Source organism: Brevibacillus fluminis (genome assembly GCF_003710825.1).
Lineage (GTDB): Bacteria > Bacillota > Bacilli > Brevibacillales > Brevibacillaceae > Brevibacillus_D > Brevibacillus_D fluminis.
Genome location: NZ_RHHQ01000007.1, coordinates 257,139 through 273,428, shown reverse-complemented (window position 1 = coordinate 273,428; position 16,290 = coordinate 257,139). Strand labels below are relative to the sequence as shown.

The following is a 16,290-nucleotide window of genomic DNA, read 5'->3' as shown; positions in this document are numbered from 1 at the left end:
ATCCCTCCTATTTGGGAATCAATTCATACAGCTCGCCGTACTTTTGTCCGTCTGTCAAAAAGAGACGGATGTATTCCGTTTTTTTGATCTCGATCTCAGGCAGGATCGTTGTACCCGGTTCGAAATCATCCAGAAAATCGTAGCGTGTCCCGTCGTCCTTTTTCGCCGGCATTGCCCCCTCTTTTTTCACATAGCAGAGGACGTCTCGCGCGACGAACGTTTCGGTGAAAATCTGAATTTGCACGGATTGGTACTTGCCGAATAGCTGCTTTCTTTGCTTGATCGAATACTGTATCCGGGCTCGGCCAGTGCTGACCACGATGCTGTTCTCACCGTTTGCCTGCGCCAGCAGAACCGGTTTGCCCGCGTCCAGTACACATGGGAAGATGTGGTACTCGTAACGGCCGATTCCCTCTACCCGTTCCCTGTAGCCAGTATGCGCCTTGTACTCTTCCCTGGTGTAAAGCCGCAGCTGCTGTAAAGGCAGCTCGTTCGGAACAACGGGGACCCCGGGGAGCGCCTTGTAGATATAGACGCACGGAATCCCGTCCGGCCAATGCCAGGTGATCAACGCCTGATTGTCATGAAGCTCAAACGCGACATTTCGGATAAAACGGTCAGGGTTTGTTTCTTCCATCCAATTCACAGTCATTCCACTCGACTCCTACCCCTACATGTCAAAGCGCTTCCCGCTTGCCTTTCGGTCGGTGAATGTCTTCTCTCCGACGTTTCGGCTCCTGCTGAAGCTGCCTGCAGTCAAACTTCTTTCCTGCACTGGCATAATCGCAGTGAAGATGGCGAGCACTGCCGCCATGACAATAGCAGCAATAAGTCGCACCAGTATATCAGTGAAAGCCGAATGGCCGAGTCCAAGCTCCAGAATTAAGCCGGCCAGCAAGCCCGAAACCAGTCCGCCTGCGAGAAAGCTTTTCGCCAAATGTTTATTGTCAAAAAACAGGCCAAGCGACAGACCAACCAATCCGCCGATGAGTGTTAAAAAGAACACTCGCAGGACGGCATACACCGTGCTGTCCGCTGCCGCACCTACCCTTTCACCAACAAGGTGCTGGTCACGGTTATTCAACAAATAAATTTTGTGGAAGATGGCAGAAAGCTCATTGGCGTTTTCGACGCTGTAATACGTTCCATCCGTTTGCTCGGCGATATTTTTCAGCAAATTGGTCGCATCGGCTTCCACATTGCTGATTCCAACCGTATTGATCGCCACATGATTTTGCTGATACGGCGCCAGGGCGGTCGCAAGATCCACTTGGCTATAGCCATCCGACATCAGAATCAGCATGCTGCGAGTGCTGTTCATCTGCTTCATGTGCTCCATCGCTGTCGAAAGCGCCTCGCCGATATTGGTGCCGCCAGCTGGAGCCTGGTAATTTTTCAGCAAGGCAATGATGTGATCTTTTACTTTTTGTGACGAAACGTTCGTCAGCGGCTGTAGGATGGTTGCCTGATCATTAAAAACGATGATTCCTACACGCTTGTCATCGTCCATGTTACGAATCACGTCAGCTGCCGCACTGAACAGCTGGCGATTCGGGTCGGTCTGGCTCATGCTGTCCGATATGTCCAGAACCATGATGACATCATCGGCGGAAGCCGGTTTCACCCCTCCAATGTTCATGCCATAGATCAGCTGGAACAGGGAGCCTGCCACAAACAGCATCACCAAAGTACTCGGCACAAGCATTTTCCAGGAAAAGCCGAGATAGCGCTGTTTCCAGCCAAGTCCGTTCAATTGAGGGGAGATCATTTCGGCCAACAGACAGCCAAGACCGACGAATAACGCATATTGCCCAAAATAAAGGCCCATTAACAGCCATTGGGGCAGTTGGTTTTCATACTCTGCCAACAAGTATTCGCCAACCAAAAAGCCAACTGCCCCACCTACCATGCTAAGGATCAGGAGGAGCAGATTGATTTTTCTTCGACTCATGCCGATGCATCCTTTCTTTCTCGCAAATGGTCAACTTCAGAAACGATCTCGCTCAGGCGTCTCTCCATGAAATTGATAGCCATTTGCTACGTACGAGTCATAATACTTCCTACCGTTTCGCACATACATCAAGTCATCCATGTGGAAGCCACCCATCAGCTTCATTTTTTCAATGCCGCTGCTTCTCTTTTCATGGATGCACCCCAGCTTGTAGGTCCGCGTTCCTTTGTCATAATCGAATGCAAAGCGGATGAACTCGCTGGAAAAATCGGCAAAAAAGTAGGTTTCCTCATAGCGGTGCTTTTGGGCATAATGGAAAACTTCGATATGGATTGCCGCGTTGTCCTCAAGCGCATGATACAGCTCTTTAAACAAGCTCTCTTTGGACAAAATTTCGCGCTGCTCAAAATGACCGGCCACATTAGCGCGCCGCAGCAGTTCTTCTTCAAATAAAAGCTGGAACGGCTCGCTCGGTAAAATGACGCTTCGGCACACTTCGATGAAACGGGAAATCAGCTCGCTCATGCTGGATGTCAACATCCGTACCGGACTACCCAGAAAACGGTCTTCGAACACAAAGCGCTGACCGCGCTTGGCTTCTTGCTCCTGCATGACAGCTGCAACGACGCCGGTGTAATATTCTTTCATATTTTTACCGAAGCCGTCTGTCGTTTCGCTGAGGGACTCTTGCGCCAGCGCATGTAGCAGCCGCTCGGTCTCATTCAGCTCCACAATCTTTTTACCGATGCGCGCATGGATTTCCTCCAGTGCCCCGATCTGCTGCTGCAATAGCTGCAGCTGTATTTCCAAGCCGAGAATCTCGTATTTTTTCCCATAGACGTATTCAAAAAAGTAACGGATGAAGCTCTTGACCCGTTCCTTGTCTGACGTGAAGAGTCCGCCTTTTTTGAACGGCTGCTCCCAGGCCCGCTGCCGATAGACGTCCGCCAGCTCTGCCTTCGCCGCATCCAACTGCCGGTTCGTATCTTTCACCAGACGATGCAGCTCCCCTGCGATGCCTTGTTCACTGTCCGAGGTCCAGGTATAGGCATGGTAAAAACCATACGCTTCATTTTCGATCACATTGCGGTTTAGGAGGGCAGACAATTGATCACCGATTCGCTGCTCCGCCAACCGCTCGAGCGCCGGCTGAACGAAATGGCTGACAAAAAAACGCTGGCTGCCATCGCGGTAGAGCGCTTCCTCAGCTTCCTGCAGGGTCATTTCCTTGAGCTCGCCAAAGCTGACGCGATCCGACATCAGGCTGTGCAGACCTTCCAGCCTGCTTTCCTCCGGCAGCATGCCGATTACCTTTTTTTGCAAAGAAGCAGCATCCAAAGCAAGCAAGGCAAGGATGTCACGCTTGTCTGCTGTCGCCACCTTCTGCAAGCGATGGAGAAATTGCGAGTAATAGGCGGCGAGCACAGTGAATGCAATTTGTTTGCTGGGACGCGACACCTTGGCGAAACCAGCCGATGCATACGCATTTTTGGTCGTGCCCGACATAATGTTGCGGATAAACTGTGCTTCGTTGTACCCCTCGTTTTTGCCACTGAAAGGAAGCTCGCTCTCCTGCAGATTGTACTGTCTGTTTTTCAGCAGGTTGAGGTTGCTGATCAGCTCGTAATTTTCCTTCATGCTGCTTGCTGAAAGCACACCCCGCTCGTTTTTATCACCGAGCAGATAGGCCAGCGAAAACAACGGTCCTCCCGCATGCTCAACGGGAAGCTTGATTTTGTCCTCCGTCACCTGCAAATCCGCGCGGAAGGTAAAGTCCGCATTTTGGTAACGGTCCAGCTCCTGCAAAAAGCTGATCCCGAGCGAGGCGGCGTAACCGAATTCGCCGCTTTCGCTCTTTTCCTTGATCAGCGCGTACAAGTCGATCTGCACGTTTTTAAATGACTCTTGAAAAATGCTTTTGGCAAGCAAGGTGAGCTCGGGGAGGAGCACGTTGCTTACGTCGTCCACTCTCGTCACGACGGCGATGTTAATTTTTTGAAACGATGCAAAGGCGGTGCCGTGCTCACCAATCCAGCTGCTCACCTGCCTGTAGAGGCGGTTCAGCTCATAACGCCCCGCTTCGTCCTGATAAAACTGCTGGTGCAATTCTTTGCGGATCGTCTTTTTATCCGCATCCGGGCGCGGCAGCCGAAAGCTGTACACATGCTCGCGTTCGGACGTCTCCGCTGTGTATGCATGAACATAGGCAACGCTCGCGCTATTGCTCCACTTCCGCCTGTTCAGCTCGTGGATGGCCACGAGCGCCTCAAGGCTTTTATCCCCGACAAAGAGGAAGACCACGGGGTTGTTCAGACGCCGCTGCTCATCACCGCTATATACGCGCCGTTCCAAATCGAGCACGTAATCATGTGCGAACTGATTTACCAATTCCCTCATCGTTCCTCCGTAAAATTACGACATTGCATTTGATCTCGCTTGCGTTTCCGAGCCGCCCTACTTCAGCGTCTGCAGCATGTTGTTCAGCTTGGACCAGGCGTTTTTATAGAACTGGTACACTTCCTCGCCATTGATCAGGTCGTCACGGTCGTATTCCAGATCGTTTTTGCCTTTTTGGAAAGCGGCTGCCAGTTCTTCGAGCTTGGCGACCAATTGTTGCGTATCTTCCTGATTCGTCAGCTCGTTGCTGCGCTTCGTCGCTTTGCGGGACAACAGGTTCAAATGCTTCGGCTCCAGTTCGCGCATTTTTTCATAGATCGCGAATTCGATCCACTTGTTCACCTTCATCAAGTTGACGAACGGCTCCCATGCATCTTCCTCTTCATCCTTGTCGTAGACGTACAGCGCTCCTTTTTTGCAGATGGTGCCGGTATACATGACCTCGACGAACTGATCAAGCAGCGCTTCCTCGCCCTTCATCGTAGCGAGCGTTGCTTCCAGCTCATCAATCTTGCTTTGGATGGCCGCGTATTTTTCCACTTCTTCGCTCACCAGCTTGATCAATTCAGGGGTGCGGATCAAGTTTTCCTGCGCCATCTCTTCATTGACGCTGCCGAAAATGTCGCGGACCAGCACTCGTTCCAGGCCGCCCACAAGCAATCCTTTCAGCTCATCCAAGCAGCGCTTGGTTTCGCCTGGGTTCGGCTTTGTTTGCGCAGATTGCCCTGCTTGCAGCTTGTATTTGCTAAGCACCGCCTGCAGATCAAACGGCTTCGTTCCAATACATTCGTAGCGGCTGCTCGTCTTGCTATCGGCATTCTTCTCCACGATGCAGCCGAACGAAAGCGCGCGTACGAACAGCTGGCGAATGCGCGTGTTGTACGCCTGGACGCGATTGTTGCTGTATGTCTCGCCCCATGATTTTTCCGGGATTGGCGATGGCAAGTACGCCCAGTTGTTTTTCTCCGTTTGCACCAGATGGCGGCCGATCCCTTCTCTTTCGAGGATCGTCCGTTCGTAGCTCTCCTCGTACACTCTGAGTGGTGTATAGACAAAGAGCGGTACCCCGTTTTTCGTATTCAGCCAGAAGATCCGGTTTTTGACCTCGCTCTCCTTCACGGTGAAACGCGAGCCGCTGATCGAGGTGTTCTGATAGTTTTTGATCCCCTTCAAAATGCCAGGCGCCTTCACCGGAACGGACACGAAGCCCCATGACGGGAAGTGCAGGTTGCCAACGCTGTTGCTCAGATGGAATACCGGAATCGCTTCCTCGTCCAGCTTGTTGGCGATTTTGCGCTCGATGATTCGTTCGATTGTTTCATCCTGTCCATATTTGATTTGCAAAAACTCTTCCATCGATTTGGTGATCAAGTCGCCGAATTCGTCGCTCAAAAAGTCGGAGATCTCATTGATGATATCGACCTCTTGCTCGCGAACCCACTTGTCAGAACGTTTCAGAAGCAAACCGGTGAACTCGCGGATCAAATCGTCGGTGCTCTTATTGTCCATGAACTTGCTGATCACTCCGGCGATATCAGGCACGTTGACGATGTTCCAGTAATAAGTTTTGTTGCCGGTCTTGTCGGTCTCTTCCTCACCGTTGATCAGGATGTCGCCGTTTTTGTCAAAAATTTGGTTCAGCGCATTGAGAATTTCGGAGAACACGTTGTAAATCCGGTTGTTCTCATCGTTTAAGAGGCGGTACAAATCCTCGTAAAACTCGATCATCTGCTCGATTTTTTCCTGATCGGCGTGAAGCTGGTATTCATGAATCTTTGCTTCGATGTAGGCGTTTTTCTTCTTCTCCTTGGAGATAAATGCGCTGCGGGCGTCGCCGAGCTTTTCGTTGGCATTTTCGCGCGCACCATCGATCTCGCGTGGAAAGCCGTCCAGATTGACCTTCAAGCTTTCAATATAGGAAGAAATCATTTTCAGCAGGCAGAAGCCTTTGTCAGAATGGATCAGGCGCGACGCATAGAACGGGCCTTGCTCCGGATGCAGAAACACTTTGGCGATCATTTCGGAGAACGTCTCCACCAATTCGCCCGGGTGCTGCTTTTTGCACTTGATGTAGGCTTCGCGCGCTTTGGCCAGGTAGCCTTGCTCCAGCTCGTTGTCGATGCTGACCAACTGCTGCTTGATTACGTTGTTGTAGGCGAGGCGCTCGCTGTTCTCGTAGCCTGGAATCGGCTCCGGCACGCGCTCCTCGAATTTGCGGGCAACGGTGTCGATGTCGATGCCCAGCTTGCGGGCGAATTTCTCCGCATCTTCCTGTGTCGGCGCGACCGTAAACATTTTTTCCATTTTTTTGAACAGGCGATACGCCAAATAGGTCGTGATCTCCTCGATCGGAAGCACCGCGGAGGACGCACCGATGACGTTGTACTGATAGTTGGCTGCATAAGCTTTCGGCATCTGGTTGATGTTCGTCCGAATGTTGCTGATGTAGTCATGGATGGCAAATTCCTCGCCGGACTGCTTTTCTTCATTCGCCATGAAGTTGGTGATATTTTCAGCCGTTACATTCATGCAGTAGTCATATGCGTTCTCAAGCGGCTTGCCTTCCAAATTGGTTGCCGAAATCAGGTGACACAGGTTAAATGGCGGCATCGGCGAATTGACGGACAGCAAGTTGCCGTACTGCTGCTTGAACCGTTCCATCCGCTCGTCCACGTTCATCCAGTAATCCAGCTCTTTCAGAGCGGCATAACCGTTCTTCGCGATGTAATCGCGCGTATGCGTGCTCAGGCTCTTGTTGGACAGGTTGACATCAGGCGTGAATACGTAGCCGAGCGTATTGACGCGGTCCACGCCGGCGCTACCGAATTCCTTCTCCAAAATCCCGCGAACGATATAGGCGATATCGAGGAAACAGCCGCTCCCCGTCCCCCCGGACAATCCAGTCAGTATGAAAACCATCAGCTTTTTGTTCGTGCCCTCGGTCAGCGTCTTGATTTTCTTCTCGATGGTTTGCACCACTTGTGTAATTTTGGTAAACATTAACAGGCGGCCTGCCTGCCGCACGCCCGATGCGCCGCTGATCCCGTCGGTGATACTCAGTTCAGGGGAGAGCCACTCGGTGATATACGGCTCCAAAATGCTGCGGTTTTGCAGCACGCCGCCGATCTCTGGATTGGACAAGAGCACGAATTCCGTGATCGGATCGAGGCCGATACCTTTGTAGCGCTTGTTGCGGTCATGCTCGTTCGTCTCGAACGCAATGAATTCAATATTGTCCGGCTTCTCTTTTTTCTTTCTCGATAATGGATCTTCTGGCAGTTTGAACCTTCTGTTGATTTGGTATTTCAAACGCAGCAGCGCATCGATCCCCGTTCCGCCGATTCCGATTACGAGCATCGGGTTATCGATGGTCTGGACGCGGATTTTTTCGCTGACGATCCCGCCGCCCTGCGATACGTCAAGCTGTTGGATATGTTCTCTGACAAGTGCTTTCATCGTTTTTCATCTCCTAAACAATGTAATCGACGTAGATCGATTTATTTACGTTTTGCAGCATGATCTTGATCCGGTCGTTTTTCTTGAGCTCTTTGCCCGCTGCCGCATCAAGCACCCTACCTGCTTTTTCAATCGTGCACGCCGAACGGTTGAAAATGATGATCGTATCGTTTTTGCCCGGCACCAGTGTGACCTTGTCCGTTTCCGCCAGTTCCGGCGCAAGCTGGAGCAGCTGGTGGAGCTTCACCTTACCTTTGAACGTGTTCAGCTTTTTGTATTGGGGAGGGGTTTTGCTCCCCGTATCCTCGTCGCATATTTCAATCGCGATCTGGCCGATAAAGCCTTTGTTCGCTTTTTTCATCGCGGCCAAAATGTACAGGATCGCGATGATCAGTACAATGGCGCCAACCAGACAGCCGATGGCAAGAAGCCACGGGAACGGCTTTTCCGGTTCGGCCGGCTTCGCCGGTGTCTGTGTGCCAGAAGCTGCCGCTGTGGATGCATCGACGATCACCGGCTGTGTCTCTCGGTAAAAGCTGGACGCCTCCGCCTTGATTTTTAGTTCGTAGCGGTGCGTGTCTTCCACGCTGTAGCTGCCCTCAAACCCGCTGCCAGTATTTGCGAGCGGCAGCTCTTTAACCTGCTTCGTGGCCGTATCTGTCACCAGAAGCGTCGCCTTCATCTGTTTGTAAACATCTGCGCTCGTCACCTTTTGTCCGTTTTCGGTAAGTGCGGCTTTGATCGCGATGGTGTCGCCCTTGCTGTACGTTTTCACCGGAATCGGCTCCATCGCCAGCTGTAAATCGTAGTTAAATACCATGCTGATGTCGATCTTGTCCCGTGTGACGCCTTTCACTTTCAGCTTCCAGTCGCCTTGCACCGGCGAGACGATTTTGAGCATCGAGTACGCTTTCGAGCGGGATAGCTGCACATTGTTTGACGTCAGGCTCACTTCCTTGCCGTCTGGCGCATACAGCTTCAGCTCAACCGGATTGCCCGACATGATCGACACGTTGGCTTCCATCACGCTCGCATTTGGGATCTTAATGGTGACATCCTGATATTGCCCATTGGCCGTCATGCTGGTCAGCGGCACGACCTTGAGCTTCAGGTGATCGGCAAAAATTTGGCTCAAGATGCTTGGCAGCTGATCTGCCGTGCTCGCTTCAAAAAACTTCCCTTGCGTATCGGCCGCGATTTTTTTCAGCGAATCTTTGTTGAGCTGCCCGTCGGCATTCAATCCGATCGTATAAATCGGGTAGCCGCTTTGCTGGGCGGTCTTGATCGCTGCCTGCAACTCGTTGTCTGACTGCTGCTGCGTGCGCGATGAGGCAGTATTCAAATAGTTGTTGCCGTCCGCGAGCAGCACGATCATCGGATAATTGGCCGGATCATGACCGGCCTCAAGAATTTTGACCGCTTCGTCCACGCCCACCGCGATATCGGTATAGGCGCCCTTGTGGAGACTGTCGATAAACGACTTGATCTCCGCTTTGTCTGCGGGCGAGTTGGCAGCGATCAACGCTTTTTCCCGCTCGACCTTATCCGTATACGAGACGACGCCAATCTTGTTTCCTTGGGCAGATGTCATATCGACGAACATTTTCATCGCTTCTGAGCTGATGTTATGTTTGTCACTTGTCGTCATCGAGTTGCTGACATCGACGACGAGCACCGCGTCTAGCTTGCCTGCATTCGTAGCATTCGCAGCATGCGCCTGCAGCATGGCGCCTAGCTGCACCCAAAGAACGAGCATCATTGCGAGTAACCAGGTGGTTTTTCTTGTAAGTTGAACCATACTTAGGGCCTCCGACCATTTCCTTAAGGTTGATATTGGAGAGTAGTGTAGTAAAATAATTCAATATCTAGCAAATGTTGCAGCTATTCTCCAGTTCATTGTAATCCACAGCATTTTTGCAAAGCAATGAAAGAGCGCACCGGATGACCCCTTTTGTCGCAAATTGTAAGGCATCCGCAAGTAAAAAATAGGACAAATGAAGGGCTTACCTGTTATACGATGCGTCACGTAGTTAAGTTACAACGAAATTACCGCATCGACAATGTTCGACAAATCTGATCTCGGGAGATGTGACATGCTCACCTATTTCTTACTAGCGATCGCGGCGTTGTTCGTGGCAATCCGCTTTTTCGTCCTGTATGCGCACAAAAAGCGCTACCTCTCTGACCGCGATACTGATCAACTATTTCTTACCATGCTGAATGAGGAGAAAGAACCAGATGAAAAAGAAACTGGCCGTCCACTTTACCGATAGCAAAAAAACGAATTACGCCTACGAACGGCTCCTGCTCTGCCAGCATTGCGGAACCTACTCAATCCGGATGCAAGACGAATGCGAGGAATGCGGCAAAACAAGCCGCCTTACGCCCATCCAGCAGGTCGCTCACGCTTGGTCACAGCGCAAAGGGCAAAGCTCGCTGCTGTTTTTGGGCATTTTGCTTTGCCTCGCGATCATTTCTGCTCAAACATTGCCGTCGCTCATCGGCAGCATCATCGGCAGCATCGTTTTGTTCGGGGTGGCGTTTTCCTTGCAAAAACAACTGGCCCGCTATGAGCGGTCGGTGCACTTTCGGCGTTTCCTGTACGCGGAGCGAGGAAAAATCAGGCTGGCGCTGATGCGCGAGCTCGATGAAATCGCCGTCGACATGAAGGAAGGCAATCCGAAAACCGCCTATGAAAAGCTGCGGGAGGTCAGTCATTTCCTGAACAATGATCCGATCAAGCGCCGGAAAATCGCCTGCCTGAACCAGTTTGTGCTGCGCAGCGATATGGAGCTGGAGTTAGATACGCTGGTTCCTTCTTCCTATGACTACCAGTTCGTCGAGTATTTGCGAAAAGTCGCGCAGGTGAAGCGCTCCTTGATCAAAAAGAAAGTGCTCGATTATGCCGTCGCTTACAAGAATGAAATCTTGCGGCACGAAAACGGCACGGAAATACTGGCAAATGTAGCCGGTGCTGCCTTACGGATGAAAGCCTATGTGGATGACTATTACGAGTTTATCCTTGAATTTTTGGAATATCTTTCGAAAGAACGTTTGCTGCGCCTAGCAAAATTAGCCAGTACGTACCGCACGGAATGGGCAGAGCTGTATGCACGGACGGAAGCGCTCGTCCAAGCACGCTACTCGTTCGATCCTGATTTCAAAGGAATTTTCCAAAGGGGTTCTGCCTGATGAGCTTCTATCAAAAAACGACCTTGGTCCGCAATATCCTGCTGATCGCCTTTGCGCTCGCCTTCCTCGCCGTCGTACTGAAGCTGTATGCAAGCGCGCGGGAAGTCAGCCTGATTCGGGAGGCCGAAGCGCTTTACAAGCAAAACAAGCTGGAACAGGCCGTCGAGCGCTTTTCCTCCGCGCAAACATACGATGCCATCACGTACGGCGATCCCGAGATTCGCGAGGCGCTTGGCGCCCTTGACCAAATCCACAGCCAGCTTGCTGACATCGACGCCCGGCTATCGCTATCGCATGAGGGGAAGGACTACAAAGCCCTGCTTGAGACGTATCGCAGCTATGCAGACCTGAAAGCGTCCTTTAGCCAAAAGCCACCTGCGCAAAAAGCGTATTTCCAGCAAATCAGCACTGGGCTTTCCATCGAAAAAGACATGCAGAGCGAATTTTCCCAGTACAGAGCGCAATTCGAGGCGCAGATGGCGAACAATCTGAAAAAGGGAAGCTATCAAGATGAATCGTTTATCCCTAATCTGATCGCCATGCCGGGCGACTATTTCGAGGGCGGCAAGGAAAAAGAGCTTACTGCCCTGTTCAAAAACTATGACCGGAAAAAATTCCGCGACCAAAAAGAAAACCAAAGCTTCGCCACGGTGGTCGGCAATACGGCCAAAAGCTTGCGGCTATATCAGGAAAATCATTTTAACGCTCCCTGGCTGGTCGATGCACTGGAACAATACGGCCTGCAGACGCTATCCAAGGAGAGCGCCAATATCGAAGCGTTTATCAACGACGCGAAACTTTACGAACAGATCAAAGATGTGCTACCGAACGCCTCCGACGTGCTCGCGCTGATCGACCGGAAAATCGACGGCTTCTTTACAAAGGCCGAGCAGTATGTAAAGGGGAATGCGTTCGACAAGGCGATTGAGCTATACCAGGCACTTGGTGCCTACAAATCGACTGCAAGTTATTTGACACAGCTCCAGGACCGCTGGCTCGACCATGACCCGCTTCAGTTATTGCAAAAGCAGTACCCGGATAAAACGTTCAGCGATGTTGTGTCGGGGAAAGATCGATTCGGTGCGCAGCTGTATGCTGCCGGTGTAGCTGATGGAAACCAGCTGTATTACGCTGCCAAGCTCACAGACGGCGACGTGCGTTTTTGGGATGCTGCCCTTGATGACAGCACCCGGGTAAAAAAACTGTCGCTTACCGAGTCTATCGCCGAAAACAACCAGCTCGTCTTGTTAGTAGAATCTACTTCTCCCAATCGGAAATCTACTTTTACTGGATATGCGGTCAATCCATCCTCGCTAAAAAAATGGTTTCTGATGGAAGCGGACGGGCTGACCGTCCAGGAGCCCGGTCTTCTCGTGTTTGAGAATCCAGTTGGTGAGGGCGAAGGCCAGACGGAGGCCCCCTATCAATTGCACGATAGCTCGCTGTCTTACATCGGGAAAACGACTGATGAGCCTTCGGATTCAGGCAATGGCGAATCGGGACAGGGCACAGATGGTTTGGGGGGCGGCAATGGCGACACGGGAACGAACGGTGCTGGTGAATCGGGCGGCAGTACAGATAACAGCGGGAACAACACCATAGCACCTGCGGACGGTTCCAAACCGGTTGATCCCGCCGCAACTCCCAAGCAGCTGGTGATCCAACAAATCACCAATGTACACGCCTCCCCCGACGCTGGCTCGGATGTTATCGGGCAAGTGACGGCAGGCGATACGCTTCAAATCGAAGCTGAGAAAAATGGCTGGTACCGAATCGAATACAACGGTGCGGCCGGATGGATCAAACCATAAAGGAGACACTATGGAGCCTTATCTTGAAGCACATTTTGAAGAGGTTGATTTTCGTTCGGAAGATTTGCGTGACCGCGAATTGACGCGGAGCACCTTTGTGCGCTGCCGTTTTACCAGTGCTTCACTGTCAGAAGTCGTCACCAACAGCTGCCGCTTCATCGAATGCGATTTCCGGGGCGCGCAGCTGAATGCCTCGATCCACACGGAAACCGTGTTCGCGAATTGCCAAATGCAAGAGTCAAACCTGTTTGTCGCCCAGTTTCGCCAGTGCAAAATGACGGGGAGCGACTTTACCAAAGCGCAGCTCGACGGCATCACGATCGACGAGGGAGATTGGTCGTATACGATACTCCGGCATGCCAAACTGACAAAGCAAGATTTACGCGGGGTTCGCTTTTATGAGGCTGACTTGTACGGAACCGAATTCGGCAAAGCAGACCTACGCAACGCGGACCTGACGCGCGCCCAATTATCCAAAGCGACGTTTGAAGGGGCTGATTTGCGCGGAGCGATCCTCGACGGCATTGATTTTCGCACGGTCGAGGTAAAAGGGGCACGGATGGATGCCGCGCAAGCGATTTCGTTTCTGCGCTCGTTCGGGGCACGGGTCGAGTAAAAAAAACCATTCGGGAGACGTGTCATAACGTTTCGCCCGAATGGTTTTTTGTTTCTGTAGCCTTCTATTCTCGCTCTGCAAACAGCGTCTCGCCGATCGCAAGCACGTGCAGTCGCTCTTTTGGCAAAGCCGCCTTCTCCCACGCTGCATGCAATCGCGCCAAGGCCTCCGGTCCCGTATCGTCCGCCAGGCGATAGGCCCCATAATGCATCGGAATAAAGGTCTTTGCGCGCATGTCGATAAACCCTTGCACCGCTTCCTCCGGCGTCATGTGAGACACTTTCATGAACCATTCCGGCTCATAGGCGCCGATCGGTACCAGCGCGATATCGATATCAAAGTGGTTGCCGATTTCGGCAAAGCCGCGGAAATAGCCTGTGTCTCCGACGAAATAAAGCGTCTCACCCGCCTTGCGGAGCACCCAGCCGCCCCAATGCGACGTATTCGTGTCAAACGGCGTGCGACGCGTCCAATGCTGGGCCGGTACGAAATGCAGCTCCAGGTCCTTGTGCTGCACCGATTCCCACCAGTTCAGCTCCGTCACATTCGGGTACCCTTTTTTGGCAAACAGCCGTTTCAGGCCAACTGGCACGAAATAGTGTGGATTTCCTTTCAGCTGCCGCAATGTTGGAAAATCCAGATGGTCATAATGGCCATGGGAAATCACGACGATATCAATCTCCGGCAATTCGGCGAGCGACCAGCCCGGCTCGGTAAGCCGTTTGGCAAAACCCATTCGCTTCGCCCAGACCGGGTCTGTCAGTATGGCCAGCCCGTTCATCTGAATCAAAAAAGTCGAGTGTCCGATCCAGGTGATCGTCGTTTTCGTTTGGTTTTGCTTAACTTCGCGATGCAGCTGTTGTTCGGCGACAGGGATCTGTGTGGACAAATCCTTTTGCTTGCTCCGCCGTTCTTTCATCCACCGCCAGCCATCGAGAAAAGCGTGATTGTTTTCGATCCCGTCCATGTTGCCGTATCGTTTTCGCATCTGTTTCCTCCTGCACAAACGCTTGCTACTGCTAAGGATAATCGTAATTGCGTGCAGCCTGCAAGGGTGGAGCGCGCATCTGCCACAAACAGGGCGCACACGGCAAAAAGCTCCCCCTCAATCCCCGGGGGAGCCTTCTTTTATTCCTTGCTGGTTTTCCAATAATCGTAGGCATGAACGACAAAGCCACTGTACGAGTCATACTTCTCCAAATGTGACGCCATCAGCTCGAGCTGGCGGTTCATTTCGGCTTTGCCCTCCTCATGGAAGGAGACATAGTTGCCTTCGTGGCTTTCCTTCATCTCAACGGCGACCATCAGTGGTTTGCCGATCGAGTCAGCGTAAGCCATCTTATTTTTCACGATATCCACGATCCCGCCCGGGCCTTCGGCATGATCGCGGAACGCCATCAGCGTCGTCTGATCCACCTGCTTGATCATCCAGTTGCTGAACGGAAGCTCGGGCTCGCCAGGCGTCGGTGTATTTTCCAGCCATACAGCCAAATCGACGCTCGTCTTCAAATCGGGTGAGTCTTTTGTTTCCTGTACAAACGCACGGATGTTGCCCATCCATTGACGCAGCAAAGACTCCTTGTCGGTGCGCCAAATCGGCATCACATACGGCTCGATATCCAGGTGGATGCCCTGGAACCGCTCATCTTTTTCGACGTGAGCATTGTAGTTTTTCACCCACTTGACCAAGCGCATGATACGCGGTCGGTTCTGTTCCAACGCCCAGATTGGATGCCCCCCCATCGCCTGTACTTCGATCCCTGCCGCATGAGCTTTCTTGACGAAATTGCGGTACACGGAAAACGGTTGATCCAAATCAAGGCGGGCGTAGAGGAAATTGAGACCATGCTCCTTGGCGAACGCGAGGATCTCATCGGGCTCGGACATGATCTGCTCCGCTTCCCAAATGTAGGTCCCTTTTATCCCTTTTGTCGCCGGCACCTCCACAGGCGGCACCTCCTCGGACGGGGCATCCGCTTGCTTCCAATAGCGGAAATCGTGGACAGCCGTTCCTGCAAACGATGGATGTGCAGCCATTTCCTGTGGCAATTGGGCCAATTGGCGGTTCATTTCCGCCGCGCCCACATCAGCGTACGACGTATGACGCTCATTCATCTTTTTCATATTGACCGCGATGATCGCCGGTTTATGCAATTCATCCGCGTCGCTCATTTCCTTTTCCACCAATGACAGAATGCCGTTCCTCCCATCGAGCTCGTTGCGATACGCCATGATCGTGACCGTATCAAACTGGCTGATCATCCATTTGCCCATCGACATGTCAGGCTGATTCGGAGCCGGGATTTCATCCAGCCAAAATGCGAGTGCCGTGCCAATTTGCAGATCCGATTCGGCACCCGCTTCCTTCATGAACGCTTTCACATTCGCTTGCCATTGGACAAGCACGTCCTCTTGATCGGTCTCCCATTGCTTCAGCATATAAGGCTCGACATCCAGCTGAATGCCTTTGATTCGTTCATCTGAATCTGCCTGCTCATTATAGCGCTTGACCCATTTTGCGAGCTGCAGCATGCGCGACTTTCCGGAAGCAAGCGCCCATGTCGGATGGCCACCAACCGCATGCACTTCGATCCCGTTCGCCGTCGCTTGCCGGATGAATGCGCGATAGTCGTCATCCGGCTTTCCCTGATCGATCCGCAAATAGATCAAGTTGATTTCATTTTGCTTACAAAACGTGAGAATTTGCTGTTGTTCTTTCCCGATAAGCTCTGCCTGCCAAATCCAGGTCGCTTTACTCTTCTTTTCAGGCGAAGAAAAACCAACCAAAAAGCACATGGCAATGCCAAGGAGGCAGAGATAGAGACGGGCAGCTTTCATTCGCTTTCCTCCTTTTGATGTGAGTTAGA

At 52.0% G+C, this 16,290-nt stretch carries 11 protein-coding genes; 4 read left to right on the top strand and 7 right to left on the bottom strand.

Going from position 1 to position 16,290, the window contains the following annotated elements; genetic code table 11:
* Positions 1-7: 7 nt before the first annotated feature.
* Genes EDM56_RS08085 through EDM56_RS08065 form a run of 5 tightly spaced genes read right to left on the bottom strand, consistent with a single transcriptional unit; the run spans position 8 to position 9,563 of the window.
* Positions 8-652: a beta-mannanase gene (locus EDM56_RS08085; RefSeq protein WP_122917384.1), complete on the bottom strand. Its 645-nt coding sequence runs from the start codon at positions 650-652 to the stop codon at positions 8-10.
* An 18-nt stretch (positions 653-670) separates the two neighbouring features.
* Entirely contained in the window at positions 671-1,951 is a 1,281-nt protein-coding gene (locus tag EDM56_RS08080) for a vWA domain-containing protein (protein ID WP_122917383.1), read from the bottom strand.
* A 36-nt stretch (positions 1,952-1,987) separates the two neighbouring features.
* A complete protein-coding gene (locus tag EDM56_RS08075) occupies positions 1,988-4,348 on the bottom strand; it encodes a hypothetical protein (protein ID WP_122917382.1) in 2,361 nt (786 codons plus the stop codon).
* Between the two features lie 57 nt (positions 4,349-4,405).
* Complete coding sequence (locus EDM56_RS08070; RefSeq protein WP_122917381.1) at positions 4,406-7,804, bottom strand: tubulin-like doman-containing protein; 3,399 nt, start codon at positions 7,802-7,804, stop codon at positions 4,406-4,408.
* A gap of 13 nt (positions 7,805-7,817) precedes the next feature.
* Complete coding sequence (locus EDM56_RS08065; protein WP_122917654.1) at positions 7,818-9,563, bottom strand: vWA domain-containing protein; 1,746 nt, start codon at positions 9,561-9,563, stop codon at positions 7,818-7,820.
* 334 nt (positions 9,564-9,897) lie between these two features.
* Between EDM56_RS08065 and EDM56_RS08060 the strand changes: the two genes are divergently transcribed.
* From EDM56_RS08060 to EDM56_RS08045, 4 genes are read left to right on the top strand one after another with little or no spacing between them, the layout of a single operon-like run.
* On the top strand, positions 9,898-10,077 hold the full coding sequence (locus EDM56_RS08060; protein WP_122917380.1) for a hypothetical protein: 180 nt from the start codon (positions 9,898-9,900) through the stop codon (positions 10,075-10,077).
* The gene (locus tag EDM56_RS08055; RefSeq protein WP_122917379.1) at positions 10,043-10,996 is read left to right on the top strand and encodes a hypothetical protein; all 954 of its coding nucleotides are present in this window, start codon (positions 10,043-10,045) and stop codon (positions 10,994-10,996) included. The genes EDM56_RS08060 and EDM56_RS08055 overlap by 35 nt, the downstream gene beginning before the upstream one ends.
* Positions 10,996-12,807 (top strand): SH3 domain-containing protein, encoded by a 1,812-nt coding sequence (locus tag EDM56_RS08050; RefSeq protein ID WP_122917378.1) that lies wholly within the window; start codon positions 10,996-10,998, stop codon positions 12,805-12,807. Before EDM56_RS08055 ends, EDM56_RS08050 begins: the two co-directional genes overlap by 1 nt.
* Positions 12,808-12,817: 10 nt before the next feature.
* Complete coding sequence (locus tag EDM56_RS08045; RefSeq protein ID WP_122917377.1) at positions 12,818-13,423, top strand: pentapeptide repeat-containing protein; 606 nt, start codon at positions 12,818-12,820, stop codon at positions 13,421-13,423.
* 64 nt (positions 13,424-13,487) lie between these two features.
* On the opposite strand, the gene EDM56_RS08040 is transcribed toward EDM56_RS08045, so the two are convergent.
* Both EDM56_RS08040 and EDM56_RS08035 read right to left on the bottom strand, forming a co-directional pair.
* Complete coding sequence (locus EDM56_RS08040; RefSeq protein ID WP_122917376.1) at positions 13,488-14,411, bottom strand: MBL fold metallo-hydrolase; 924 nt, start codon at positions 14,409-14,411, stop codon at positions 13,488-13,490.
* A 140-nt stretch (positions 14,412-14,551) separates the two neighbouring features.
* Positions 14,552-16,261, bottom strand: coding sequence for a hypothetical protein (locus EDM56_RS08035; protein WP_122917375.1), 1,710 nt, complete (start codon positions 16,259-16,261; stop codon positions 14,552-14,554).
* Positions 16,262-16,290: the final 29 nt, after the last annotated feature.